Here is a 25,079-nt window from a genome sequence, read left to right on the forward strand (position 1 = left end):
TCAGCGGACGTCGCCGGTCGCCGACCCGGGACCGTTCCACTGGTAGAAGCACCGGGCCATCGCGTCGCGGGGCGACCGCCAGGTCGGCGAGTACGGCGAGACGAAGGCGCCGAGCCGCTCCTGGACGGTGACGAAGAGCGGGTGCCGGTTCGCCTGGGCCAGCCGGGCCGGCGCGTCGTCCTCGGTCTCCATCAGATGCAGACAGAGATCGTCGAGACAGTAGAGCGAGCGGTGCCGCACCCCGGTGACGGTGTGCAGGTCGGTCTCGTCCGTCTCGGCGAAGATCTTCGCGATCTCCTCCTCGGTGCCCGGGACGATCCGGCCCACGATCAGCACACGGTTCATGTCGGCTCCTCAGTGGTGGGAAGGGCGGTCGGCCCGGTCACCATCGCCCCGACCACGTCACCCGGCCATCATCCGTCGGCCGCGGCCCGTTGCCGTCGGTTGACGCGTGGGTGACGCCGGACCGGACACGATGAGCCCATCGTGGGCAGGTCGGCGTCGGCCGCTGGTGCGGGTCAGCGTCGGCCGGGGATCGCCGACAGCGGCGACCGGTCGGTGGCTGTCGCGGGCCGGGCCGTACCGGGGGACACCGCCCGACCCGGGGTGGGCGGGGCCGGCTGGGCCGCGTCGTACGGGCCGGGCCGGGCCGGATACGGGCGGGGCCGGGGCGAACGGGTGATGGTCGGCCGGGGGATCGGCGCGAGCAGATCACTGAGCAGCTCGGACATCGCCGGGGACGGCTCCAGTTGCAGTTCGCGCAGCAGCAGGTCCCGGTAGACGTAGAAGGCCTGCAACGCCTCGTAGGCGTTTCCCTCGGCCAGATGCGTCTCCACGATCAACCGGTGTGGCGTCTCGCGCAACGGTTCGGCCCGGACCGCCTCCAGCGCCGCCTGCAACGCCTCGCCGTGCTGTCCCGCCCGGAGATGACCACGGGCGATCTCCTCCAGCATGTGCAACCGCAACTGGCGCAGCCGTTCGCGTTCCAGCAGGACCCAGTCGTCGTACCAGCCGGGCAGCAGGTCGTGTCGGCCGCTGGTGATGGTTTTCGCGGCCCGGCGCGGGTCGCCGCCGTCCCGGACCTCGTCGGCGGTCCGGACGAGTTCGTCGACGTCGAGCGCGACGACCGGGTCGAGCCGGACCGTGTCGCCGGTGACCAGCAGCGGGCAGTTGCCGTCCTGGCGCAGTCGCCACAGTGCGGTCCGCAGCGAGGACATCGCCCGGTCGTCGGAGGTGTCGGGCCAGAGCAGCCCGGCCAGGTGCGCCCGGGTCGCGCCCGGCCGCAACCCGATCAGCGCGACGATCCGCTGCAGACCCCGGGGTACGGCGACCGGCACCCCGTCGTGCAGCAGGCCGAATCCGTCGAGCAGCAGCAGCTGGATCGAGCGGGGCGACGACGGGTCGGACTGACGGGCCGGTGGCCCGTGCGCATCGCCGTGCCGCGTGCTCTGCCGAGAGGTCACGGCCCACCCTCCTGCACCCGGAAGTCAGCGTCCCGGAGCCCGCTCCGCTGGACGGCGCCGCGTTCCGCCGTCCTGCCCCGCCGGCGGCGCTCCGGACGCCGCCCGGCCGGCCGGCGTCGGATTCGGCCAGCCGGATATTTCAGAGCGTGACGAACGCTATCAATCGTCGTTACGCTCGGTCAACTGGCTGGTCAGCAATCCGACCCGCTCGGGTGATCCGATGACATCCCGGCTGAGCTGCTAATAAGCCCGCGTCGACCGGTCCGTTCGGCAGAGCTCGGAGCGCCCGAGCGGGCGTATTGTGCCGGTCTTCCGTCACCAGAGCGTCACCAGTGGAATTCATCCGGGGACCTGCTCGGGTGACGACGCGGTGACAGGCCACCAGCAGGGTGGTTCCCAGTCGTCCGGACGAGGCCGCAGTCGGGGGACCGCCACCAGGGCAGTCCTCGCCGTGCGGCCCGGATCCGCTTGCCAGTGATCCCGGAGTGCGGGACTTGGGCCCAGGGAGGCTGCCCCATGGATCGCTCACTGATCGTCGCGAAGGTCGTTCCGGCCGCGGAACAACAGGTGGCGCGGATCTTCGCCGAGTCGGACCGGACCGAGTTGCCGCGCCTCGTCGGCGTACGGCACCGCTCGCTCTTCCGGTTGCACGACCTGTACGTCCACCTGATCGAGACCGAGCATCCGGGCGCCGCCGCGGTGGAGAGCGTACGCCGGCACCCGGAGTTCGTCCGGGTGAGCGAGCGGCTGTCTCCGCACGTCACGCCGTACCTGGCGACCTGGCGCGGTCCGGCGGACGCGATGGCCCGCTGCTTCTACCGCTGGGACGCCCCGGCCGGGACCGCCGGCTCGACCGGAGGTGGGCGATGACCCCGGAGGCGTTCACCGACCCCGACCGGCCGTCGTGGATCAGGTGCCAGGCCTGCCCGGCCCTGCTCTACCGCAAGCGGCTGCGGCGCAACCTCGACGTCTGTCCGGAGTGTGGGGACCACCGGCGGCTCGACGCGCCGGAGCGGATCCGTCAGCTGGTCGACCCGGGCAGCTTCGACCCGCTGCCCGATCCGGCGGTCCAGGTCGACCCGATCGGATTTGTCGACTCCGTGCCGTACCCGCAGCGGCTGGCCGCCGCGCGGGCCGCGACCGGGCTGGCCGAGGCGGTGCTCTGCGGTACCGCCACGCTCGGCGGTCACCGGCTCGTCCTGGCGGTGATGGACTTCCGGTTCCTCGGCGGCAGTCTCGGCTCGGTGACCGGGGAACTGATCACCCGGGCCGCGGAGCGGGCGCTGGCCGAGCGTCTGCCACTCCTGCTCGTCACCGCCTCCGGCGGCGCGCGGATGCAGGAGGGGGTGCTCGCGCTGATGCAGATGGCCACGATCAGTCAGGCGATCGCGGCCCTGCGCGAGGCGGGCCTGCCGACCATCAGCCTGATCACCGACCCGACGTACGGGGGAGTGGCCGCCTCCTTCGCCACCTGCACCGACGTCGTGGTGGCCGAGAGCGGTTCCCGACTCGGATTCGCCGGTCCCCGGGTCATCCGGCAGACCATCCACCAGACGTTGCCGGACGGCTTCCAGCGCAGCGACTTCCTGCTGCGGCACGGTCAGGTCGACATGGTGGTGCAGCGCCGGAACCTGCCGGCGCGGCTGCGGTGGCTGCTCGCCGCCACCGGTACCGGACGGGCCGGGAACGCCGTCCCCGCCGTCCCCGCCGTCCCCGCGGGCCCGGCCGGACCGCCGGCGGTCGGATCGACGCTGACCGCAGGCGGCTCCGGCCCGGTTGGTCCGGCGACGGAGCCGGAGGCCTGGCGGATCGTCCGTTCCGCCCGGCATACCGACCGGCCGACCACCCTGGACTATCTGGCCACCGCGTTCGACGGCTTCGTCGAACTGCACGGCGACCGGCTCGGCGTCGACTGCCCGGCGATCGTCGCCGGCCTGGCCCGGCTCGGCGACCGGTACGTCGCCGTGGTCGGACACCAGAAGGGCCACCATCCCCGGGAGTTGCGGGAACGTAATTTCGGCATGGCGAGTCCGGCCGGCTACCGCAAGGCGATGCGGGTGATGCGGCTCGCGGCCGGCCTGCGGCTGCCGGTGGTCACCCTGATCGACACGCCCGGGGCGTACCCGGGGGTCGAGGCCGAACGGCAGGGCCAGGCGGCGGCGATCGCCCAGAGCATCCTGACCATGACCGGCCTGCGGACCCCGGTCGTCGCGGTGATCATCGGCGAGGGCGGCAGCGGCGGGGCCCTCGCCCTGGCTGTCGCCGACCGGGTACTGATGCTGCGCAACGCGGTCTACTCGGTGATCAGCCCCGAGGGCTGTGCGGCGATCCTCTGGAACGACCGGGCGGCGGTACCCCGGGCCGCCAACGCCCTCCGGCTCACCGCACCCGACCTGCTCCGGCTCGGCGTCGCCGACGGGATCGTCGCGGAGCCGGCCGAGGGCGCGCACCGGGATCCGGCCGGTGCCGCCGCGCTGCTCCGCCAGGCCCTGCTGGAGACCCTGGCCCCCCTGTCCGAGGTGCCCGCCGACGAACTGGTCCGGCGTCGGCGCCGCCGGTTCCGCCGGTACGGAGCCGCCTCGAGCGTCATACCGGCTGCCGCCTCGAGCGTCATACCGGCTGCCGCCTCGGGCGTCGTACCGGCTGCCGTACCGGGTGCCGCTCCGGCCGTCGTACCCGCGGGGCTGTGGTCCGGGACGTCCCGGACCGAGGTGGTTGTGCTGCCGACCGGAACGAGGTCCTGATGGTCACCGTGTCGCCCGACGCCGTCAACGGCGTCGACGCCGGCGCCGAGGGCGACCGGACGGAACTCGCCGAACTGCGTCGACAGGCGTCCCGGCTGCTCGCCGAGACGTCCGGTCCACTGCGCCGGATCCACCTGCGCCGGGGTGACGCGGTGCTGGAGATCGAATGGCAGGCCGAACCGGTGACGCCGGGGGATGGGGTCGGAACGTCGCCGTTCGACGTCGCGCCGGTGCCCGCCGTGCCGCCGTCGAACGGAACGGTCCGGGAGGAGGACGTCACCGACGTACGCCGGATCCTGCCGGCGCCGTTGGTCGGCACCTTCTACCGGTCGCCGGAGCCCGGCGGACCGCCGTTCGTCGAGGTCGGCGACAGGGTCGAGGCCGGACAGGTGGTCTGCATCGTCGAGGCGATGAAGCTGATGAACGAGGTGGTGGCCGAACAGGCCGGAAGGGTCGTCGAGGTGCTCGTCGGCGACGGCGATCCGGTGGAGTTCGGACAGCCGCTGCTCGCCCTGGTACCGGCGTGAGTCGAGGACGGTGCGACGGTGTTCGAGAAGGTCCTGATCGCCAACCGGGGCGAGATCGCGGTCCGGGTCGCGCGGGCCTGCCGGGAACTGGGCATCCGCAGCGTCGCCGTGTACTCGGCCGCGGACCGGGACTCGGCGGTGGTACGGCTGGCCGACGAGGCGGTCTGCATCGGACCGCCGGACAGCCGGCACAGTTACCTGAACGCGGCGGCGATCGTCGAGGCGGCCCGGCAGACCGGTGCGGAGGCGGTGCACCCCGGCTACGGTTTCCTCTCCGAGGATCCGGACTTCGCCGAGATCTGCGCCGACAACGGCCTGGTCTTCGTCGGCCCCCGGCCCGAGGTGATGTCGGCCCTCGGCGACAAGTCGCGGGCGAAGGCGCTGATGGCCGAGGCCGGCCTGCCACTGTCCCCCGGCAGCCTGGCGACCGTCGGTACGGCCGCCCAGGCCAGGGCGGTCGCCGACGAGATCGGCTACCCGGTGATCATCAAGGGGGCGGCCGGCGGCGGTGGCCGGGGGATGACCGTGGTCTGGTCCGCCGCGGAGTTCGTGCCGGCGTACGAGCGGACCCGGATCGCGGCGCAGGCCGCGTTCGGCGACGACCGCGTCTACGTCGAGCGCTACCTCACCCAGGCCCGACACGTCGAGGTGCAGGTCCTCTGCGACGGGTACGGCAACGGGGTGCACCTCGGCACCCGGGACTGCTCGGTGCAGCGGCGGCACCAGAAACTGGTCGAGGAGGGGCCGGCGCCCGCGCTCTCCAGCGCGACCCTCGACGCGTTGGCCACGACCGCGCTGCGCGGCGCGCTGCGGGTCGGTTACACCGGTGCGGGGACCTTCGAGTTCCTGGTCGACGAGGCGGAACGCTTCCACTTCATCGAGATCAACTGTCGGATCCAGGTCGAGCACCCGGTCACCGAGATGATCACGGGTGTCGACCTGGTGCACGAGCAGCTGCACATCGCCGGCGGGGTGCCGCTGCGGCTGCGGCAGGAGGACGTCCGCGCCTCCGGAGTCGCGATCGAGTGCCGGATCAACGTCGAGGACCCGGCGCGGGGCTTCGTACCGACCCCGGGCCGGCTGACCCGGTTCGTGCCGCCGACCGGGCCGTTCACCCGGGTCGACACCCACGGCCATCCCGGATACCTGGTCGGCCCGTACTACGACTCGCTGCTGGCCAAGGTCGTCGTCTGGGCACCCGACCGGGACCTGGCGCTGGGCCGGATGGAACGGGCACTGCGCGAGTTCGAGGTGGCCGGTCCCGGCGTGCACACCACCATCCCGTTCGCCCGGCGGGTCCTCGAGGACCCGGGATTCCGCAAGGGGCGGTACACGACCGGCCTGGTCGACCGCCTGCTGGGCACAGCCGATCCACCCGGCGGGGAACCGTCACCGTCGAGTTCCGCGATTCCCATGAGGAGAACCAGATGACCGTCAGGCACGAGGATCCGGTAGCCACCGGGCCGGAACCCAGCACCACGCACGACGGCGGCTCCACGGTCACCGCCGTGGAGATCACCGACATCCTGGTCCGGCACTGCGGGCTGGACGCCGAGGCGGCGGCCTCCGCGCCGACCGCCTCCCTGGAGGAACTCGGCATGGACTCGCTGGCCCTGCTCGAACTCCAGGCCGTGGTCGCGGACCGCTACCGTGCGGACATCCCGGAACAGGCCACCCGACTCAGCATCACCGAGATCGCCGAGCTGGTCGCCGGGCAACTCGACGCCGCCGAACGCCCGCGCGCCGGCTCGTCGGACGCCGGTGCGCTCGGCGGCTCCGGCCCGGCGGGTACGGCGGCGCCGGCCCCACGGTCCGGCGCCACCGGTCGGCCCGGCCACACCGAGAACAGCGTGCTGATCGCCGCGCCGCTGGATCTGGTCTGGGACCTGACCAACGATGTCGCCGGCTGGACCGGGCTGTTCACCGAGTACCAGTCGGTGCAGATCCTCGAGCAGCACGGCGACACCGTTCGGTTCCGGCTCACCATGTACCCGGACGACAACGGCGTGGTGTGGAGCTGGGTCAGCGAACGTACCGCCGACCCGGTCCGGCGCGAGGTGAACGCCCACCGGGTGGAGACCGGGCCCTTCGAGTACATGCGGATCCACTGGCGCTACCACGAGGTGCCGGGCGGCACCCGGATGACCTGGACCCAGGACTTCGAGATGCGACCGACCGCTCCGGTCAACACCGCCCAGATGACCGACCGGATCAACGCGAACAGCCGGATCCAGCTCGACATCATCCGCGACAAGATCGAGCGGATCGCGGTCGAACTCGCCGCCACCCCGGCCGACGGATCCGGCGATGAGTGAGCCGGGACGCCGCCTGGTCGCGACCGGCGACGTACCGCCGGACCGGCGGCGCGGCGCCGAACTCCGGGTCCTGCTCGGCCCGCGCACCGTGGGCAGCAGCTCCGGTTTCATGGGGGTGGCGCACCTCGACCCGGGCGAACGGATCGCCGAGCACTACCACCCGTACAGCGAGGAGTTCCTGTACGTGGCCCGGGGCGCGCTGGTGGTCGACCTCGACGACGAACCGGTGCCGGTGGCCGCCGGCGAGGCCCTCTACGTCCCGGTGAACGTCCGGCACCGGTTGCGCAACGTCGCCAGCGAACCGGCGGAGGTGGTGTTCCACCTCGGCCCGCTCGCCCCGCGCCCGGAACTCGGCCACGTCGACACCGAGCCGGGCGCCGCCCCGGTGCTCGGGCCCGGCCCGACCAACGCGCCGGCGGGAGCCGCGCCATGAACCGGCGGCGTACGGTGGTGACCGGGATCGGGGTGGTGGCCCCCGGCGGGGTCACCCGCGACGAGTTCTGGGCCACCATCACCGCCGGCCGGACGGCGACCCGGCGGATCACCTTCTTCGACCCGTCGCCGTTCCGGTCCCAGATCGCCGCCGAGTGCGACTTCGACCCGGTCCGCGCCGGGCTCACCGTGCCCGAGCAACGGCGCGCCGACCGGTACGTCCAGTTCGCGCTGGCCGCCTCGATCGAGGCACTCGCCGACAGCGGACTGGACTTCACCGACGCGCTGCGGGACCGGACCGGGGTGGTACTCGGCTCGGCGGTCGGCGGCACCATGCTGCTGGAGCAGGAGTACGTCCGGGTCAGCGACGGCGGCGCGCGGTGGTTGGTCGACCCGGAGCGGGCCGGCCCGTTCCTGTACCAGGCGCTGATGCCGAGCAGCCTGGCCGCCGACGTCGCCTGCCGGCACGGGCTGCACGGTCCGGCCCAGGTCGTCTCCACGGGCTGCACCTCCGGCATCGACGCGATCGGCTACGCCCACCAGTTGATCGAGGATGGCGAGGCGGACGTGGTGCTCGCCGGCGCGTCGGACAGTCCGATCTCGCCGGTCACCGTCGCCTCCTTCGACGCGATCAAGGCGACCACGCCGTGCAACGACGACCCGGCGCACGCCTCCCGACCGTTCGACCGAAACCGGCAGGGATTCGTGCTGGCCGAGGGGGCCGCGGTGCTCGTCCTGGAGGAGGCGGAGCAGGCCCGGCGGCGTGGGGCGCGGATCTACTGCGAGGTCGCCGGCTACGCCAACCGGAGCAACGGCTACCACATGACCGGACTGCGACCGGACGGGGTGGAGATGGGGCTGGCGATCGGGGACGCGATGGCGCAGGCCCGGCGGGACCCGGGGGAGGTGTCGTACATCAGCGCCCACGGCTCGGGAACCCGGCAGAACGACCGGCACGAGACGGCGGCGTTCAAGCGGGCACTGGGCGGCGCCGCGTACGACGTGCCGATCAGCTCGATCAAGTCGATGATCGGGCACTCGCTCGGCGCGATCGGCGCGATCGAGATGGCCGCCTGCGCGCTCGCGATCGAGCACGGGGTCGTGCCGCCGACCGCGAACTGGGCCAACCGCGACGAGGAGTGCGACCTGGACTACGTCCCGAACGTGGCCCGGGAGGCCCAGGTCGACGTGGCACTCTCGGTCGGCAGCGGCTTCGGCGGCTTCCAGTCGGCCATGGTCTTCACCCGCCACGACGGGGGCCGACGGTGACCGGGCCGGCGGATGCCGGAGCACCGTACGGGCCGGTCGGCGACGGATCCGAACGTCGGGCGGTGATCACCGGGATCGGGGTGGTGGCACCGAGCGGCATCGGCGCGGACGCGCACTGGAAGTGTCTGCTCGCCGGGCAGAACCGGATCGGCCGGATCAGCCTCTTCGACCCGAGCAGCTACCCGGTGACCCTGGCCGGCGAGGTCGCCGACTTCGACGCCCTGCAGCACGTCGACAACCGGCGGATGGTGCAGACCGACCGGTGGACCCATCTCGGTTTCGCCGCCACCCGGCTCGCGCTCGCCGACGCCGGCCTGCCCGAACTCGCCGACGACCCGTACGGTTACGCGGTCACCCTGGCCAGCGCCTCCGGTGGCAACCTGTTCGGCCAGCGGGAGCTGCAGCGGCTCTGGCGGGGACCGGGGCGCACCGTCGGGGCGTACCAGTCGATCGCCTGGTTCTACGCGGCCAGCGTCGGGCAACTGTCGATCCGGCACCAGTTCAAGGGCCCGTGCGGGGTGCTCGCCGCCGAGACCGCCGGTGGTCTGGACAGCCTGGCGCACGCCGTACGGCTGGTCCGGCGGGGCACCCCGGTGGTGCTGGCCGGCGGCACCGAGTGCCCGCTGAGCCCGTACGCGCTGACCTGCCAGCTCCGGAGTGGACTGCTGAGCACCTGTCCCGATCCGGAGCGGGCGTACCGGCCGTTCGACGTGGCGGCGAGCGGGTACGTACCCGCCGAGGGCGGCGCCGTCTTCGTGGTGGAGGAGTTGGCACATGCCCGGGCCCGGGGTGTCGACACCGTCTACGCCGAGGTGGCCGGCTGGGGGGCCAGCCACGACGCCCGGCACACCGGCTCCCCGGACGGGGTGGACAGTGCCCAGTACGCCCGGGCGATGCGGCTGGCGTTGGACCGGGCCTCGGTCGATCCGGCGGCGGTGGACGTGGTGGTGCCGGACGCACTCGGGGTGCCCCGCTACGACCGGAGCGAGGCGGACGCGCTGCGTACCGTCTTCGGCACCCGTCCGCCGCCGATCAGCAGCCAGAAGGCGTTGACCGGCCGGGCGCACCAGGGCGGTGCGGCGTTGGACGTGGCGACCGCGCTGCTCGCCATGCGACACGGCGTGCTGCCGCCGACCGCCGGCCTGGACCGGCCGGCGGTCGGCTGTGACCTCGACTTCGTCCGGGACGTCAACCCGAGGCGGGTCGCCACCGCACTGGTCGGCGCCCGCGGTTTCGACGGCTTCAACAGCGCGGTGCTGTTGCGCCGGGTCCCGGCCTGACACGGCAAGGAGGATCGACGATGGCCAAGGCCAGGGTGCTGTTCCTGATGCGGGTCCCGCGTGACCGCACCGAGGACTTCCTGAAGGCGTACGAGCAGATCCGCTACCAGGTCGCCGAGGGGGTGCCGGGGCATCTGGTGGACCAGGTCTGCGAGTCGACCACCGACCCGGAACAGTGGTTGATCACCAGCGAGTGGGTGTCGCTCAACCACTTCGAGGCGTGGGAACGCAGCCCGGAGCATCGTGAGCTGGTCGCGCCGATGCGGGCGTGTATGACCGAGGCGCGGTCGATCCGGTTTGTCGTCCGGGAGGAGACGTCGGCGGTGCGTGGCTGACCGCCGACGCGGTCGGCGGGCCGACCCGTTCCCCCGGCGCGGACGTCACGCCGACACGTGCGCCACCCCGGGCCGGCCACTCTGTACGTGGACGCTGGCCCGGGTGGTGACCGGAGCGCCCGGTGCGTCGACGAACGGCACCACCCGGTAGTCGGTGCGCATCTCGTCACGCCCGAGGTGGCAGACCTGGTAGCCGCGCTGGGAGTTGTGGAACCGCATGTGCGGGTTCTCGGCCAGCCAGGTGGTGCCGAGGGTGTCCAGGTCGGTGCCGTTGCCGCCGGAGCTGATCGAGGTGCCGAGGAACTCGGTGCCGACGGTCCGCGAGTCCGGGTCGGCGAAGTCGAGTTTCAGGTCGGCGGCCACGCTGCGGTGCGCGTCGCCGGTGACGATGAGGAAGTTGTCGAGGCGCCGCTCCGCCACGCCGTCGAAGAGCCGCTGACGTGCGGCGGCGTACCCGTCCCAGGTGTCCATGCCGAACGACTCGGCCGGGCCGGCGGTGTGGTCGGCCTCCATCGCGAAGACCTGGTTGGCGAGCACGTTCCACCGGGCGTGCGACGCGCCGAGTCCGGCCAGCAGCCACGCCTCCTGCTTGGCGCCGAGCATCTGGCGCGTCGGCTCCCAGCGCTGTGACGGGTCGCTGAGCTGCTGGTCGCGGAACCGGCGGGTGTCGAGCACGTCGAGCTGCAGCAGGTCGCCGAAGGCCAACCGCCGGTAGACCTGCATCTCCGGGCCCTGTGGCATGGACGACGCGCGCAGCGGCAGGTTCTCGTAGTACGCCTGGTAGGCGGCGGCCCGGCGGAGCCGGAACACCGCCGGGTCCTGGTCCGGCTCGCTGTCCGGCTGCGAGTGGTCACCGGCCCAGTTGTTCTCCACGTCGTGGTCGTCCGGTGCGACGACCCAGGGGGCGGCGGCGTGTGCCGCCTGCAGTGCCGGGTCGAGTTTGTACTGGGCGTACCGGATCCGGTAGTCGGTGAGCGAGAACGTCTCGGTGGCCGGCAGGTGGGCGCGGCCGATCGAGCCGGCGCCCCCGCCCTCGTAGATGTAGTCGCCGAGGTGTACGACCAGGTCCAGGTCCTCCCGGGCCAGGTGCTCGTACGCGGTGAAGTACCCGTCGGTGTACGCCTGGCAGCTCGCGAAGGCGAAACTCAGGGACGTCAGCGCCGCTCCGGCCCGGGGTGCGGTACGGGTCCGGCCCACCGGGCTGACCTGGTCGGCGACCCGGAACCGGTAGAAGTAGACGTGGTCCGGCCGTAGGCCGTGCACCTCGGCGTGCACCGAGTGCGCCCACCGGGCGCCGGCCCGTTCGACGCCGTGGCGTACCACCCGGCGGAACCGTTCGTCCTCGGCCACCTCCCAGCGGACGGTGACCGGGCGGTCGGGCATGCCGCCGAGTCCGTCCGGGGCCAGCGGGTCCGGGGCCAGCCGGGTCCAGAGCACCACCCCGTCGGGGGTCGGGTCGCCGGACGCGACGCCGAGGGTGAACGCGTAGCCCGGCAGGGTGGTCCGGTCCCTGCCGGCGGCGGACGTCGCCGAGGCGGGGTCGGCGGCGAGTACGGCCGCGCCCGCGGCGACGCCGCCGAGGGCGAGGAAGCGACGGCGGGGCAGCATCAGCGGGGACGACGACATGGGGGCCTTCCGAGGTCGGTGGTGCGGATGGTCGCCCTCATCCCAACGGTCCGACATGACACCCGTCGGAACGTGTGGTGAACACAGTCGCCACACGACGGGGCCGGTACCCGCGGCTTTTTAATCGAAAATCGTGGATGTATCGTGGTCTCGTTCAGCTGGCCTCGCCCGGTGGCGCCCGGCGCAGGGGAGAGAACGTGTCCGCCCTGACGATCCGCTGCGGCCGGGCCGCCGGCCCGGCCCGGCCGCGCTCTACTTCGTCTCCTACGACGGGCTGGTCAACAACGCCTCGTACGCCGACGGCATCATCAGCCATGCCGGATACCAGTACGCGGCCTGGTACACCTCGTCCCGGCACGCGGCTGACCCGTCGGCAGTTGCCCGGCGGCGCCTGGCAGACGCTGCGGCTACCGCACCAACTGAGCACGAACGACTCGCACAACTCCACCTCCCTGGGCGTTTCCCCCAACGACGGCCGGCTGCACGTCGCGATGGACACCCACGACAGCGACATCCACTACGTGAGGTCCGAGGCCGGCCTGCTCTCCGCGCCGGCCTGGTGCTGGACTCGGCCGACAACGCCTACGTCGTGCTGCCGTACGGGCGGATCCTCGGGGCCAGCCGGGCCAGCGGCTACAGGGACTGGATGCTGCGGTTCGACGCGGCCGGGCTGGGCGCCTTCGGCGAGGTGCTGGTCGACCGGACCCGGGTGGAGAGCGGCGGCATTCTCTCGATCATGTACCAGCGCGCCTCGACCGGTACCACGCCGTCACCGATCCGGATCCTCGACCTCCGCCTCGGCTGAGGGGTGCGGAGGGGCCCTCCGCCGCTTCGCGGAAGGCCCCTCCGGAAACAGTGCGATCAGGCGGGCAGCTGCCAGCGCTGGTTGGCGCCGGCGAAGCAGTCCCAGATCTGCAGCCGGGTGCCGTCGGCCGAGCTGTTGTCGGTGGCGTCCAGGCACTTGTTCGACGCCGGGTTGCGCAGCGTCCCGTTGCTCTGCGCCTGCCAGACCTGCGCACCGGTGCCGTTGCAGTCGTACAGCTGCACCTTCGCGCCGTTGGTGGTGGCGGCCGCGGTGATGTCGGCGCACTTGCCGAGCGCCCGCAGCGTGCCGTCGGTGCCGACCGTCCACTGCTGGGCGGCGGTGCCGTTGCAGGTCCAGAGCTGGATCGGCGTGCCGTTGGCGGTGGCGGCGCCGGCCACGTCGACGCACTTGCCGCCGATGCCGGTGATCTGGCCGGTCCGGCCACCCGGCGGGGGAGTGCCGCCGCCCATCACCGTGTCGTAGATGGCGCTGACCAGCGAGTAGGAGTCGTTACGGTCCTGGGACAACTCCCAGATCATCACACCGCCGGCGTTGGCCATCGCCCACTGGGTCTTTCGCTTGATCGTCGGGATGCCGTTGTAGCACTGCTGCGCGCCGCCGACGGTGACGCAGTCCCGGTTGGCGTTCGCCGGGTCCATCCCGACGAGCTGGCTGTAGGTGTAGTAGCCGGGGCGGCTGTAGAACGGCAGGCCGAACACCGCCTTGCTGGCCGGCAGGCCCCGTGACTTCCAGAGGTTCACGCTGTTGACCGACCAGTCGTAGTTGGCGTGCGGGCTGCCGCCGTCGTACGCCATGATGTTCAGCCAGTCGACGTAACCGAAGACCGCCGGTTGTACGCCGTTGACCGTGCCGCCCTCGGAGACGACCGCCGCGGTCAGCAGTTTGCCCTGCGGGCGTAGGGCGTTGCTGAGCTGCTGCATCAGCGCGGTGAAGTTGTTGGCCGACGTACCCGCGTCCGGGTACTCCCAGTCCATGTCGACCCCGTCGAGGCCGTACTGGTTGACGAAGTTGACCACGCTGTTCACGAACGTGGTCCGGGTCGAGGCGTTGGCGGCCAGCGCCTCGAACGCCGAGTCGTCGCCGTCGTTCCAGCCGCCGATCGCGATCGACACCTTGACGTTGCTGCTGTGCGCGCGGGACACCAGGGTGGAGAGTTTGCCCGGGTTCTCCACCGCGCGCAGCGTGCCGTTCGAGTTCGGCAGCACGAACGCGTAGTTGATGTGGGTCAGCTTGTTGTACTGGATGGCGTTGACGTCGCCGGCCCAGGACGGCAGGTATCCGACGTTCTTGAAGTTGTTCGGCAGCACGACGGCCGCTGCCGGGGACTGGGGGGCGAGGGCGACGGCGGTGCCGGCGACGGTGGTGGCCAGGGCCAGTCCGCCGGCGGCGAGAACGGACCGGAGGCGGCGACCGCGTGACGGGTACGGCCGGTCCGGGCTTGCGGTGGGTGACATGGTCGGTCCCTTCTGCGGGGGAGGCACGTCAGCACGCGCTGATCCGTCCCGGTGCCGCCGGGGTGATCGGGGGTGGAACCGGCGTCACCTGGTCGCGAGGGATGTGGCGTGGGCGTGGGATCGACGGTGCTGAGTGGCAGAAAGATTAGGAAAGTTAACTAAGAAAGTCAATATCGTGTCTTCCGGGCGGTCCGCCTCCCTTGTCGGACCGCTGCCCCCGGACGCGTTGCCGGCCGGGCTCAGCGGGGTCGCAGGCCGGCCAGGATCAGGTCCACCACCGCGTCGAGTTGCCGGCTGGTCTGCGGGTCGTCCCACATCGCCGCGTACGCCGGATCGTGGAACAGGACCATGGCCTGGAAGGCCGCCCGGGCCGTCGTCGGTACGTCGTCGGCGGCGAAGTCGCCGGCGGCGATCCCGGCCGAGACGATCCTGGTGAGCTGGTCGACGAGTTCGTCGAGCGAGGCGCGTACCACGTCGCTGTTCTCCCGGACCAGGACGAGGTAGGTCGCGAACAGTTCCGGGTCGTCCAGGGCCCGGCCACGTTTCGCCCGGTGCAGGGTGTGGGCCCAGGTCCGCAGCCGCTGCGGCGCGGGCTCGTCGGACGCGATCACCGCCGGCAGGTCCGCGTGCGCCCGTTCCAGCCACCGCTCCGTCACCGCCTCGCGCAGCGCCACCTTGCTCGCGAAGTGCCGGTAGACGCTGCCGTGGCTCACCCCGAGCGCCCGGGCGACGTCGACGACGGTCGCCTTGGCCGGGCCGAAGCGGCGGAGGACCTCCTCCGCCGCTTCGAGGATCTGTTCTCTGGTCAGGGTCGCGTCGGCCATGACCACCATTTCACCGTTCGCTGTCCAGGTGCTGCATCAGGGGGCCTGCGTAACGGGTCCCGGCGGCTGCCCCGGCCGGCACGGCACGCTCGATCGCGGCCAGGTCGTCCGGGTCCAGGGTCAGCTCGAGCGCGCCCAGTGACTCGGTCAGCCGGTCCCGGCGCCGGGCACCGACCAGCGGTACGACGTCCCCGCCCCGGCTGAGCACCCAGGCGATCGCCACCTGGGCGACCGTGGCGCCCCGCGACCGTGCCACGCCACGCAGCGCCTCGACGAGCCGCAGGTTGGCGGCGAGGTTGTCCCTGCTGAACCGGGGGCTGGAGCCGCGGAAGTCTCCGCTGGTCAACTGCCGGTCCGGGGTCCAGTGCCCGCTGAGCAGCCCCCGGGACAGCACCCCGTACGCGGTCACCCCGATGCCCAACTCCCGGCAGGTGGCCAGGATCTCGGTCTCGACACCGCGGGAGAGCAGCGAGTACTCGATCTGCAGGTCGCTGATCGGGTGCACCGCGTGGGCCCGGCGGATCGTCTCGGCGCCCACCTCGGAGAGCCCGATGTGGCGCACCCGACCGGCCTTCACCTGCTCGGCGATCGCCCCGATCGTCTCCTCGACCGGCACCGACGGGTCGAGCCGGCTCGGCCGGTAGACGTCGATGTGGTCGGTGTCGAGGCGGCGCAGCGAGTATGCGAGGTAGTTCCGGACCGCCTGCGGGCGGCCGTCGTGCCCGCCCCAGCCCCCCTCGGGGTCCCGGAGGGAGCCGAACTTCACACTGATCGTCACGTCGTTCCGGTCCCGGCCGCGCAGCGCCCGGGCGATCAGCATCTCGTTGTGTCCCGCACCGTAGAAGTCGCCGGTGTCCAGCAGGGTCACCCCGGCGTCCAGGGCGGCGTGGATGGTGTTGACGCTCTCGGTGTCGTCGGCCGGCCCGTACAGGTCGGACATGCCCATCGTGCCGAGGCCGAGGGCGGAGACCCGCGGCCCGGAGCGGCCGAGATTCCGCTGTTCCATGATCACTCCCGCTGCCTTTCGAGGATTGACCTGGGGCCCTGGCGGCCCCAGGTTTTCCAGTATGCGCTTACAGCTGACAGATTTCAAACTTTGTCAGCCCCTCGGTCGCCGGTGTGCTCAGGGACGGTGGTTAGCCGGATGGTGCCAGTGGGTAGCACCCGGCCCGGGGCAGGTTCTCCGCCCGCCTCCCGGCAGGGCCCGTGCCCCGCCGGCCCGGCTCGAGAAGCCCCGGAACAGGAGGTGTGTGGTGCCGGAAACAACCTGGAAGCCCGTCGACCAGCACGGCGTGATCAGCAGCAAGCAGTCCCGGGAACTGCCCGACAGTGCCTTCGCCTTCCCCGGTAAACGCAAGGAGCCGCTCACCGACGCGGCGCACGTCCGGAACGCGCTGGCGCGGTTCGATCAGACGCAGGGAGTCACTGACGCCGAGCGTGACCAGGCGTTCGCGAACATCCTCGCGGCGGCCCGGCACTACCAGATCCAGGTCGCCGAATCGGACTGGCGGGAACTGGGCAAACTGCCGCACACCCCCAATCCGGCGCACTGACCGACCACGACGGGTCGGCCGGCCCGGAGCGGGTCGGTACCGGGGACTGCCGGCAACAGCCGCCGGCGTCCCACCGCCCGGCGCTCAGGCCGCCCGGTCGTGCCGTCGGTCCTGCCGCCGCTCGGCGGCCGGCACCCGATTGTCGCCCGACCGGACCGTGAACGCGGTGGTGATCCGGGCCGTCGCCGACGGATTGCGGAGCAGGCGGAGCCGGGGCGGTGCCGGTCGTTCCTCCTGCTCCTCGAAGGTGACCCGCCACGTCGTCCCGCGACCCGGTCCGGACCGGCGCGGCGGCTCTCCGGTATCGAAGGCGGGCCGGGAGAGTCCGAGAATGATCAGATAGCCGGCCACGATCAGGGTGTGGCTGAGAATGCGTCCGGCGTCGACCCGTCCGGCGATCACGTCGTTGGTGGAGAGCAGGGTGAGGACGGCGACGAAGGCGGTGAGGGTGGGCACGAGACCCAGCGGACGCGTCCGGCGCAGGGCGATCCAGGCGAACCCGGCGCCGAGCGCGACGTTCCAGGCGGCCGACTCGTGCCACAGGTGGTTCGGGCCGCCGCCGAGGACAGCCTCCAGACCGTGCGGGTGGGCGGTGTCGCCGATCCCGGCGATCTGGGCCGTGCCGAGCAGGAACTGGGCAACCCCGACCACGCCGAGACCGATCCGGAGCGCACGGCCGAGCCGGGCCCGACCGGGTCCGGGGGCGGCCGCGAGCAGCGCCTCGTCGATCTCCAGCGGCGGTGTCGGGACGAGACTGGTCCGGGCGTACCGGTTCAGCGTCGTCGCGCTCTCCAGCCAGGCCCGACACTCCGCGCAGTTGGCCAGGTGGCGATCCGTCACGGCCCGCTCGGTGACGTCCTCCTCGCCGTCGAGTCGTGCCGACAGGGCTTCTCGATACTGTTCACACCCCACACCCACATAGTCGGTTGCCGGGCGGTGCCGGTTCCCGCCGGGGTACGGCGACCTTCCGTATGCCGGGCGGGGGTATTCCGGGTCCGGGGCCACCGGTAGCGTGGGGACATGTCTTCCCCCGGCGCCGACGGCGACGAGATCACCGGTTTGGCACTCGCCGCCAGGGCCGGCGACCGGTCGGCGGCGGCGGCCTTCATCCGGGCCACCCAGCACGACGTACACCGGTTCGTCTCCCACCTGGTCGGCCCGGGCGAGGCGGAGGACCTGACCCAGGAGACCTACCTGCGGGCGATGCGGGCGCTGCCCCGGTTCGCCGCCCGGTCGAAGGCGCTGACCTGGTTGTTGGCGATCGCCCGGCGGGCCTGCGCGGACCACGTCCGGACGGTCGTGCGGCGCCCCCGGGTGGCCGCGCTGCCCGACTGGCAACTCGCCGCCGACGCCGAACTGGCCCGCGAGGCCGCCGGGTTCGCCGGCGCGGTCGAGCTGGCCCGGCTGCTGGAGGACCTGGCCCCGGACCGCCGGGAGGCGTTCGTCGCCACCCAGGTGGTCGGACTGAGCTATGCCGAGGCGGCGGAGGTCTGTGCCTGTCCGGTCGGCACGATCCGGTCCCGGGTGGCCCGGGCCCGGGAGGACCTCGTCGCGGCGATGCGCGCCGACGGCAACCCCCGCGATCTCCGTTCCACCAGCTGACGACGGCCGGGCACCGACTGCCGGTGCGGGAGCCGGGGGTCAGCGTCCGGAGACCGGCAGACAGACCCGGAAGACCGTCCGGCCCGGCTCGGACTCGACCGCGAGGTCGCCGTGGTGCTTGTTGACCACGATCCGGTACGAGATCTCCAGCCCCAGCCCGGTGCCCTCGCCGATCGGCTTGGTGGTGAAGAACGGTTCGAAGATCCGGGACCGGACGTCGTCGGGGATGCCGGGACCGGTGTCGACGATCTCCACCACGACCCGTTCCTCCGCCTGCCCGGTACGCACGGTCAGCACGCCGCTCTCGCCGATCGCGTACAGGGCGTTGTCGACCAGGTTGGTCCAGACCTGGTTGAGTTCGCCCGCGTAGACCGGGATCGCCGGCAGACTCCGGTCGTACTCCCGGACCACCCGTACCCCGGGCCCGATCTTCGCGCTGAACATCGCCAGCGTGGCGTCGAGCAGGTCGTGCACGTCCGCGGTCTGGTACGGGGCCCGGTCCAGCTGCGAGTACTGCTTCGCCGCCCCGACCAGGCCGGTGATCCGGTGCAACGCGTCGTCGATCTCGCCCATCAGCAGTTCGGTTTCGACGGTGTAGGCGAGCCAGCGGATCGCCGGCTCCAGATCGTCCCGGCTGACGGTGTCGACGACCCGCTCCAGCCACGTCCCGTCGATGCCACCGGCGGTGAGGATCGGGGCGAGGTCCCAGCCGCCGGAGATGTCGTGCTCGTCCAGCCAGTCGGCCAGGGAATCCTCCGCGTCGCTGGTGTCCAGCGGCGACCGGGTGGGCGCGTTGGCGGCCTGCTTGACCGCCGCCTCCTGGAACTCGACCAGCCGGTGCAGCCGTTCGCCGTCGAGCCGACCGTCGGCGATCAGCGCGAGTTTGTGTCGCATGCCGGAGACCCGGTCCCGGAGTACGGCGGTGGCGCGGACCGCGGCCGCCGCCGGGTTGTTCAGCTCGTGGGTCAGACCCGCCGAGAGCGAGCCGAGGGCGAGCAGCCGTTCCCGCTGGTTGACCAGGTTCTCCGTGGTCCGCATGCCGAGGAAGAGGCCGTCCATCAGGTGCATCGCCATCGGGAACCAGCGCCGCATGGCGGTGCTGATCACCTCGGCGGGTAGCACGAAGAGGGCGACGTCGGTCACCGCCCGCATGCTGTTCAGGTAGTTCTCCACCCGTTGCTCGTTCAGGTACGACTGCGTCGCCCCGGCGTACGCCCCGCGCTGGCTGCTGCGGATGATCTCGATCCGGTCGCCCCGGACCAGCCGGGTCAGCGACACGGTCCCCTCGAGCAGCACGTAGAAGCAGCGGGCCGGCTCGCCCTCGAGGTACACGTCGGCGCCGGCCGGCAGTCGCTTCACCCGGCCGTGCTCGTGCACGTAGCCGAGTTTCTCCTCGTCCAGCGACTCGAAGAGGAAGAGCGTCCGCAGTTGCTCCAGCTCGAGCCGCTCGTCCTTTTCCGTCGTCATCCCGACCCCCGACCCCTCGTCGTCGATCCGGCAACTATTGCGCGGCCAGGTACTGGTGGGCCAGCGAGACGACCATCGCGCCCTCGCCCACCGCCGAGGCGACCCGTTTGATCGACTCGGCCCGTACGTCGCCGGCCGCGAAGACGCCGGGCAGGCTCGACTCCAGCGGGTACGGATCGCGGGACAGCGACCAGCCGGACGGGCGCCGGCTGCCGTTGGCCAGTTCCGCGCCGGTGAGGATGTAGCCCCGGGCGTCCCGGGCGACCGCGTCGGCGAGCCAGTCGGTGCGCGGCTCGGCGCCGATGAACACGAACAGCCAGGAAGCCTTGACGGTACGCTGCCGGCCGACCCGGTTGTCGCAGATGACCAGTTCCTCGAGGTGCTCCGTGCCGCTGCCGCCCACCACCTCGGAGTGCGGGTGCACCTCGATGTTGTCGATCCGCTCGATCTGCTCGATCAGGTAGTGCGACATCGACCGCTGCAGGTCCGGCCCCCGGACCAGCAGGTGCACCCGCCGGGCGTGCCGGGCGAAGTACACCGCCGCCTGGCCGGCCGAGTTCGCCCCGCCGACGATGTACACGTCCTCGCCGGCGCAGTACGGGGCCTCCGTGGAGGCCGAGCCGTAGAAGACCCCCCGACCGGTCAGTTCGGCCAGCCCGGGGGCGGTCAACTGCCGGTACGCGACCCCGGTGGCCAGCACCACCGTGTGACCGGCGATGGACGTACCGTCACTGAACTGGAGCAGGCGGGTGGCGCCGACCGCCGCCAGGCCGACCACGTCCCGGGCGGTGAGCAGTTCGGCGCCGAACTTCAGCGCCTGCCGCCGGGCCCGGTCGGCCAACTGCGCGCCGGAGACACCGTCCGGGAAGCCCAGGTAGTTCTCGATCCGGCTGCTCTGTCCCGCCTGGCCGCCGGTCGCCTGCCGCTCGACCAGCACCGTGCGCAGGCCCTCCGAGGCTCCGTACACGGCAGCGCCGAGGCCGGCCGGCCCGGCACCGACCACCACCAGGTCGTAGAAGTCGGACGCCGGTGTGGTGGCCAGCCCGACGTGTGTCGCGAGTTGGGTCTCGGTCGGCTTCACCAGGGCCGTGCCGTCGACGGTCACCACCAGCGGCACCTCGGTGGCGGGCACTCCGGCGGCGGCCAGCAGTTGCCCGCCCTCCGGTTCGTCGGCGAGCAGCCACCGGTAGGGCACCAGGTTCCGGGCGAGGAAGTCGCGGACCGCGAAGGACGGCGCGGACCAGCGGTGGCCGACGACCCGTACCTCGTTCACCGTCGCGGGTGGGTCGGCCTGCCACGCCTCCAGCAGCGCGTCGACCACGGGATAGAGCTTTTCCTCCGGCGGGTGCCAGGGCTTGAGCAGGTAGTGGTCGAGGTCGACGAGGTTGATCGCGTCGATCGCCGCCTCGGTGTCGGCGTACGCGGTGAGCAGGACCCGGCGGGCGGTCGGAAAGAGGTCCATCGCCGCTTCCAGGAACTGGATCCCGGTCATCTGCGGCATCCGGTAGTCGGCCAGCAGCAGCGCGACCTGGTCACCACGGAGCTTGATCTCCCGCAACGCCTCCAGCGCCTCGTCCCCGGAGGAGGCCCGCACCACACGGTAGCGGTCGCCGTAGCGCCGCCGGATGTCCCGGGCCACCGCCCGCGACACCGCCGGATCGTCGTCGACGGTCAAGATCGCCGGGTTCGCCATGGCACCAATGAAAGCACGACCCGCAGCCCAGCGTCGGTCCGGTCCAGCGGTGGCGCCGGGTCGGCTCTCGGCGCCGGCCTGGTCCAGCGGTGCCGCCGGGTCGGGTCAGCCCTCGAGGCCGGGGCGGATCAGGCGGATGCCGCCGACCGGCGGGCGGTCCAGGGTGGCCAGCGCGGTGGGCGCCGCGGCCAGCCCGATCGTCTCGGTGACCAGGTCCGCCGGGCGCAGCACCCCGGCCGTCACCAGGGACAGCAGCTCCGGATAGGCGTGCGCGGCCATTCCGTGGCTGCCCCGCAGCTCCAACTCGTATCCGATCACCCGGTCCATCGGCAGCGCGGTCCGCCCGGCGGCCGCCGGCAACAGCCCGACCTGGATGTGTCGGCCGCGCCGCCGTAGGCTCTCGACCGAGGCGACGCAGGTCGGCTCGCTGCCGAGCGCGTCGAGCGACAGGTGCGTGCCGCCGTCGGTCTGCTCGCGGACCGCCGCGGCGACCCCGCCGGCACCGGTCGAGGTGGTGGGATCCAGACACACCGCCGCACCGAACCGCCGGGCCAGGGCCAACGCCTCCGGGCTGACGTCCACCGCCACCACCCGGGCACCGCAGGCCGCCGCGATCATCACGGCGGAGAGCCCGACGCCGCCGCAGCCGTACACCGAAACCCACTCACCGGCGGCGAGGCGCCCCTGGGCGACGACCGCCCGGAACGCGGTGGCGAACCGGCAGCCGAGCGCGGCGGCGCCGGCGAAGCTCACCTCGTCCGGCAGCCGGACCAGGTTGACGTCGGCGTTGCGGACGCTGACGTACTCGGCGTACGAACCCCAGTGGGTGAAGCCGGGCTGGGTCTGCCGCTCACAGACCTGCTGGTCGCCGGCGAGGCAGGCGCGGCAACTCCCGCAGGCGCAGACGAACGGTGCGGTGACCCGGTCGCCGACCCGCCACCCGGTGACGGCGGAACCGACCGCGGCCACCTCGCCGGCGAACTCGTGACCGGGTACGTGCGGCGGACGGATGTCAGGGTCGTGCCCCTGCCAGCCGTGCCAGTCGCTGCGACACAGCCCGGTCGCCGCGACCCGGACCACCACACCGTCCGGCTCGGGCGCCGGATCGGGCACCTCCCGCAGCTCCGGAACGCCGCCGAACTCGTCAAACACCACCGCCCGCACGCGAGCCATCCTCACACGCCCGCCCCGGGCGCGCAGAAGGGCCCTTCCCCGGCTGTGGAAGGGCCCTTCTGCCGACGCGGAGGCGGGGTACGGCCTACCGGCGGGTCAGGGCCAGCGCCTCACCCTGGTCCCGCGCGTAGTCCCGGGCCACCCGGAGCAGTTCGACCAGACCGCCGGCGTACTCCTGGGACTCGGCGTGCGCCTCGTCGAACGGGGGCTGGAATCCGACGCCCTCCCACTGCCCGGTCGTCTCGTTCCAGCGGTCGTTGCCGACCTCGAAGTCCCAGGCGAAGATGCCCAGCTCGTAGTAGAGCTGGTCGGCGGAGTTACCGGCCGCCGAGTAGAGCACGTCGGCGACCGGGCCGGTCTGCGACGGCCAGGTCACCGTGCCGCGGTCGGCCGCGATCGCCCCGACGATCCGTCGGGCGCTGTCCAGGAACATCTTCGACTCGTCGATCGAGGGCCGGGGCAGGGTGACCCTGCCGTCGGCCCGGTACGCCCCCGGCGGCCACATGAAGTACCCACCGTACGAGTGCACGTTCATCGCGAACCGGATGTTCGGGTGCTGCTGCGCCAGCGCGATCACGTTGCGGCTCTCCGCCTCGGAGAGTTCCCCGGTGCCGGCGTAGGTGCCGGAGAGGCAGTTGGTGCTGGCCCCGGTGTAGCCGTCGAAGAGCGAGCCGACGGTGTAGTTGCGGTTGACGTCGACGCCGAACGCGTCCCGGTTGGCCGGGTCACGCTGTGCCCCGGTGCAGTGGTTCACCAGGTTCTTGCGCTGGAAGTTGGCGTCGTGGAACGAGTAGTTCGCGCCGTCCGGGTTGACCATCGGGATGACGAACACGTCGACGGTGTCGAGCAGTTCCCGGGTCGCCGGGTCGGTGCCGGCGTTGGCCAGCAGCCGCTCGGCGAACTCCAGGGTGACCAGCGGGGTCGCCCACTCCCGGGCGTGTTCCTGCGAGTACGCCAGCACCCCGATCCGCGAACCGTCGCGGTGGGCGCCGATCCGCAGCGCCTGCACCGTCCACGGCTTCTTCGACACCTCGGTGCCCTTCAGCCCGTCGTCGAGGCGTACCGGCCCGGCGACCGGCATCGGCAGTCCGGCCGAACCGTTCTCCACGAACGCGGAGAACTGCTGCGGGTAGCGGGCCGAGACGAACGCGGCCACCTGGTCGGTGGTGCTGATCGTCGCCCCGGCCGCGTCGGTGGCCAGGCTGACCGTCAGCACCCGGTCCCGGTAGGTGGCGTTCAGTGGGCGGTTGCGCCGGCCGGGGTCGACGGTGCGTACCTGGACGCCGTTCATCTTCTGGTCGCCGAACCTGACCGACTCGACCACGATCGCGGCGCTGGCCGGGTCGCCGAGATAGCCGGCGGCGGTACGCCGGTAGCCCTGGGTCCTGTGCGGCAGGTCGATGACGTCGACCAGGTCGTCGTACTGGCGGGCCAGCCGTCTGATCCGGGCCTGGATGTCGGTCGGGGTCAGGTACGCGTCGATGAAGTCCTTCTGGTAGCCCTCGGGCAGCGCCGGCGGGGTCGCGTTCGGCCAGGCCGTCGGGTTCGTTGGCCGGGCGGCGCCGCCGAGGCTGGAGCTGGCGGTGACCCGGACGGGGCGGGCCGGCAGCGGCTGCGGCAGGGCGTAGTGGTACTGGTACTCACCCGCGTCGGCGAACCTGACCAGCGGGTACGAACCGGTCTGGCCGTCTGCGGTCTGCCAGGTCACGGTGATCTCGACGTCCGGATCCTCGGTCGCGGTGGTCGCCACCTGGGTCTGCACGAAGGTGCGCCCGTTCGAGGTCCACCAGTACGCCTGGAGGAACTGCAGGGTGTCCGCGGCGGTGACGGCGGGGGCGCGCCCGTCGCCCTGGACGCGTGACCCGGTGCGGGACGGTGCGGCCAGCAGACTCTCGGCGTACCGGCGGGCGGCGTCGCCCTCGCGTTGGACGACCTGCCGGGCCAGCACCCCCTGCGCGGTCAGCGCGGCGAGTTGCCGGCCGGTCAGCACCAGGTCGGCGAGGACGCGGCCGTCGTCGAGGCGGGGCCGGTTGGCGATGTCGGCACCCTCGGCGAGCAGTTGCCGGAACTGCGCCTCGTCGCGGAGCTGGACGCGGACCAGGGCGGTCTCGTCGGGAGCCAGCGTCACGTCTGTGGTCGGGGCGGTGGGGGCGGCGGCGCTCGCCCCGGGGGCGACGAGCGCGGTGGTGGTCAGGACAAGTGTGGCGGCGGTGGCCGTCCACCATCGTCTGGGGGACACGGAACCTCCTGACGGAGTCGAGGTTTCTGGGTACAGACCAGTCCCTTGATCGAATTATGTCAAGACGTCCACCTCGACGTGATCATGACGTCGCCAGCGGGTGGCCCGCCCGCCGGTCGCGGTGACCTACTGTTCTGTCTCGTAAATAGCTAGTCATTGGAGTAGACTCGAGACGTGACACGTGCTGCCGCACCACTGGTGCTCGAACCCGGCCAGCGGGAACTGCTGGAGTCTCTTGCGAAGTCGCGTACGGTCGC

The 25,079-nt window shown here is 72.2% G+C and carries 22 protein-coding genes and 1 pseudogene; 12 read left to right on the forward strand and 11 right to left on the reverse strand.

The window, feature by feature from the left end:
• A complete protein-coding gene (locus ABGB21_RS24325) occupies window positions 1-345 on the reverse strand; it encodes a TcmI family type II polyketide cyclase (RefSeq protein WP_347654983.1) in 345 nt (114 codons plus the stop codon).
• Between the two features lie 173 nt (window positions 346-518).
• Entirely contained in the window at window positions 519-1,382 is an 864-nt protein-coding gene (locus tag ABGB21_RS24330) for a bacterial transcriptional activator domain-containing protein (protein WP_347655029.1), read from the reverse strand.
• Window positions 1,383-1,979: 597 nt separating this feature from the next.
• Between ABGB21_RS24330 and ABGB21_RS24335 the strand changes: the two genes are divergently transcribed.
• From ABGB21_RS24335 to ABGB21_RS24375, 9 genes and pseudogenes are all read left to right on the forward strand, one after another.
• Window positions 1,980-2,333 carry a TcmI family type II polyketide cyclase gene (locus ABGB21_RS24335; protein ID WP_347654982.1) on the forward strand — a complete coding sequence of 118 codons (354 nt, stop codon included), beginning with the start codon at window positions 1,980-1,982 and terminating at the stop codon, window positions 2,331-2,333.
• Window positions 2,330-4,042 (forward strand): annotated as a pseudogene (locus tag ABGB21_RS24340) (acetyl-CoA carboxylase carboxyltransferase subunit alpha); the annotation flags it as partial. The gene ABGB21_RS24335 and the pseudogene ABGB21_RS24340, both read left to right, overlap by 4 nt.
• 164 nt (window positions 4,043-4,206) lie before the next feature.
• The gene (gene accB, locus ABGB21_RS24345; RefSeq protein ID WP_347654981.1) at window positions 4,207-4,734 is read left to right on the forward strand and encodes an acetyl-CoA carboxylase biotin carboxyl carrier protein; all 528 of its coding nucleotides are present in this window, start codon (window positions 4,207-4,209) and stop codon (window positions 4,732-4,734) included.
• A gap of 18 nt (window positions 4,735-4,752) precedes the next feature.
• Window positions 4,753-6,165, forward strand: coding sequence for an acetyl-CoA carboxylase biotin carboxylase subunit (locus ABGB21_RS24350; protein ID WP_347654980.1), 1,413 nt, complete (start codon window positions 4,753-4,755; stop codon window positions 6,163-6,165).
• Complete coding sequence (locus ABGB21_RS24355) at window positions 6,162-7,049, forward strand: SRPBCC family protein (RefSeq protein ID WP_347679726.1); 888 nt, start codon at window positions 6,162-6,164, stop codon at window positions 7,047-7,049. Before ABGB21_RS24350 ends, ABGB21_RS24355 begins: the two co-directional genes overlap by 4 nt.
• Window positions 7,042-7,482 (forward strand): cupin domain-containing protein, encoded by a 441-nt coding sequence (locus ABGB21_RS24360; protein ID WP_347654978.1) that lies wholly within the window; start codon window positions 7,042-7,044, stop codon window positions 7,480-7,482. Before ABGB21_RS24355 ends, ABGB21_RS24360 begins: the two co-directional genes overlap by 8 nt.
• A complete protein-coding gene (locus ABGB21_RS24365) occupies window positions 7,479-8,750 on the forward strand; it encodes a beta-ketoacyl-[acyl-carrier-protein] synthase family protein (RefSeq protein ID WP_347654977.1) in 1,272 nt (423 codons plus the stop codon). The genes ABGB21_RS24360 and ABGB21_RS24365 overlap by 4 nt, the downstream gene beginning before the upstream one ends.
• Window positions 8,751-8,812: 62 nt before the next feature.
• On the forward strand, window positions 8,813-10,030 hold the full coding sequence (locus ABGB21_RS24370) for a beta-ketoacyl synthase N-terminal-like domain-containing protein (RefSeq protein WP_347654976.1): 1,218 nt from the start codon (window positions 8,813-8,815) through the stop codon (window positions 10,028-10,030).
• 20 nt (window positions 10,031-10,050) lie between these two features.
• On the forward strand, window positions 10,051-10,365 hold the full coding sequence (locus ABGB21_RS24375; RefSeq protein ID WP_347654975.1) for an antibiotic biosynthesis monooxygenase family protein: 315 nt from the start codon (window positions 10,051-10,053) through the stop codon (window positions 10,363-10,365).
• A gap of 45 nt (window positions 10,366-10,410) precedes the next feature.
• Here ABGB21_RS24375 and ABGB21_RS24380 read toward each other — a convergent pair whose 3' ends face one another.
• Window positions 10,411-11,991 (reverse strand): alkaline phosphatase D family protein, encoded by a 1,581-nt coding sequence (locus ABGB21_RS24380; RefSeq protein WP_347654974.1) that lies wholly within the window; start codon window positions 11,989-11,991, stop codon window positions 10,411-10,413.
• Between the two features lie 559 nt (window positions 11,992-12,550).
• Here ABGB21_RS24380 and ABGB21_RS24385 point away from each other — a divergent pair.
• Window positions 12,551-12,796 (forward strand): hypothetical protein, encoded by a 246-nt coding sequence (locus ABGB21_RS24385; RefSeq protein WP_347654973.1) that lies wholly within the window; start codon window positions 12,551-12,553, stop codon window positions 12,794-12,796.
• A gap of 56 nt (window positions 12,797-12,852) precedes the next feature.
• On the opposite strand, the gene ABGB21_RS24390 is transcribed toward ABGB21_RS24385, so the two are convergent.
• The 3 genes from ABGB21_RS24390 to ABGB21_RS24400 all read right to left on the reverse strand — a co-directional run bounded on the left by ABGB21_RS24390 (window position 12,853) and on the right by ABGB21_RS24400 (window position 16,101).
• Window positions 12,853-14,271 (reverse strand): glycosyl hydrolase family 18 protein, encoded by a 1,419-nt coding sequence (locus ABGB21_RS24390; RefSeq protein WP_347654972.1) that lies wholly within the window; start codon window positions 14,269-14,271, stop codon window positions 12,853-12,855.
• Between the two features lie 239 nt (window positions 14,272-14,510).
• Window positions 14,511-15,095 carry a TetR family transcriptional regulator gene (locus tag ABGB21_RS24395; RefSeq protein ID WP_347654971.1) on the reverse strand — a complete coding sequence of 195 codons (585 nt, stop codon included), beginning with the start codon at window positions 15,093-15,095 and terminating at the stop codon, window positions 14,511-14,513.
• Between the two features lie 10 nt (window positions 15,096-15,105).
• Window positions 15,106-16,101: an aldo/keto reductase gene (locus ABGB21_RS24400; protein WP_347679728.1), complete on the reverse strand. Its 996-nt coding sequence runs from the start codon at window positions 16,099-16,101 to the stop codon at window positions 15,106-15,108.
• Window positions 16,102-16,348: 247 nt separating this feature from the next.
• Here ABGB21_RS24400 and ABGB21_RS24405 point away from each other — a divergent pair, with 247 nt between their 5' ends.
• Entirely contained in the window at window positions 16,349-16,648 is a 300-nt protein-coding gene (locus ABGB21_RS24405) for a DUF6582 domain-containing protein (RefSeq protein WP_347654969.1), read from the forward strand.
• A gap of 84 nt (window positions 16,649-16,732) precedes the next feature.
• On the opposite strand, the gene ABGB21_RS24410 is transcribed toward ABGB21_RS24405, so the two are convergent.
• Window positions 16,733-17,560, reverse strand: a complete 828-nt coding sequence (locus ABGB21_RS24410) for a zf-HC2 domain-containing protein (RefSeq protein ID WP_347654968.1) — start codon at window positions 17,558-17,560, stop codon at window positions 16,733-16,735.
• A 108-nt stretch (window positions 17,561-17,668) separates the two neighbouring features.
• Here ABGB21_RS24410 and ABGB21_RS24415 point away from each other — a divergent pair, with 108 nt between their 5' ends.
• Complete coding sequence (locus ABGB21_RS24415) at window positions 17,669-18,250, forward strand: sigma-70 family RNA polymerase sigma factor (RefSeq protein WP_347654967.1); 582 nt, start codon at window positions 17,669-17,671, stop codon at window positions 18,248-18,250.
• Window positions 18,251-18,289: 39 nt separating this feature from the next.
• On the opposite strand, the gene ABGB21_RS24420 is transcribed toward ABGB21_RS24415, so the two are convergent.
• The 4 genes from ABGB21_RS24420 to ABGB21_RS24435 form a co-directional block, all read right to left on the reverse strand.
• A complete protein-coding gene (locus ABGB21_RS24420; RefSeq protein WP_347654966.1) occupies window positions 18,290-19,717 on the reverse strand; it encodes an ATP-binding protein in 1,428 nt (475 codons plus the stop codon).
• A gap of 34 nt (window positions 19,718-19,751) precedes the next feature.
• Window positions 19,752-21,410, reverse strand: a complete 1,659-nt coding sequence (locus ABGB21_RS24425) for an FAD-dependent oxidoreductase (protein WP_347654965.1) — start codon at window positions 21,408-21,410, stop codon at window positions 19,752-19,754.
• Window positions 21,411-21,515: 105 nt separating this feature from the next.
• Window positions 21,516-22,583, reverse strand: a complete 1,068-nt coding sequence (locus ABGB21_RS24430) for a zinc-dependent alcohol dehydrogenase family protein (RefSeq protein WP_347679730.1) — start codon at window positions 22,581-22,583, stop codon at window positions 21,516-21,518.
• An 85-nt stretch (window positions 22,584-22,668) separates the two neighbouring features.
• Window positions 22,669-24,822 carry a M14 family zinc carboxypeptidase gene (locus ABGB21_RS24435; protein WP_347679732.1) on the reverse strand — a complete coding sequence of 718 codons (2,154 nt, stop codon included), beginning with the start codon at window positions 24,820-24,822 and terminating at the stop codon, window positions 22,669-22,671.
• Window positions 24,823-25,079 lie beyond the last annotated feature (257 nt).

Source organism: Plantactinospora sp. B24E8, from assembly GCF_039871735.1.
Classification (GTDB): Bacteria; Actinomycetota; Actinomycetes; order Mycobacteriales; family Micromonosporaceae; genus Plantactinospora.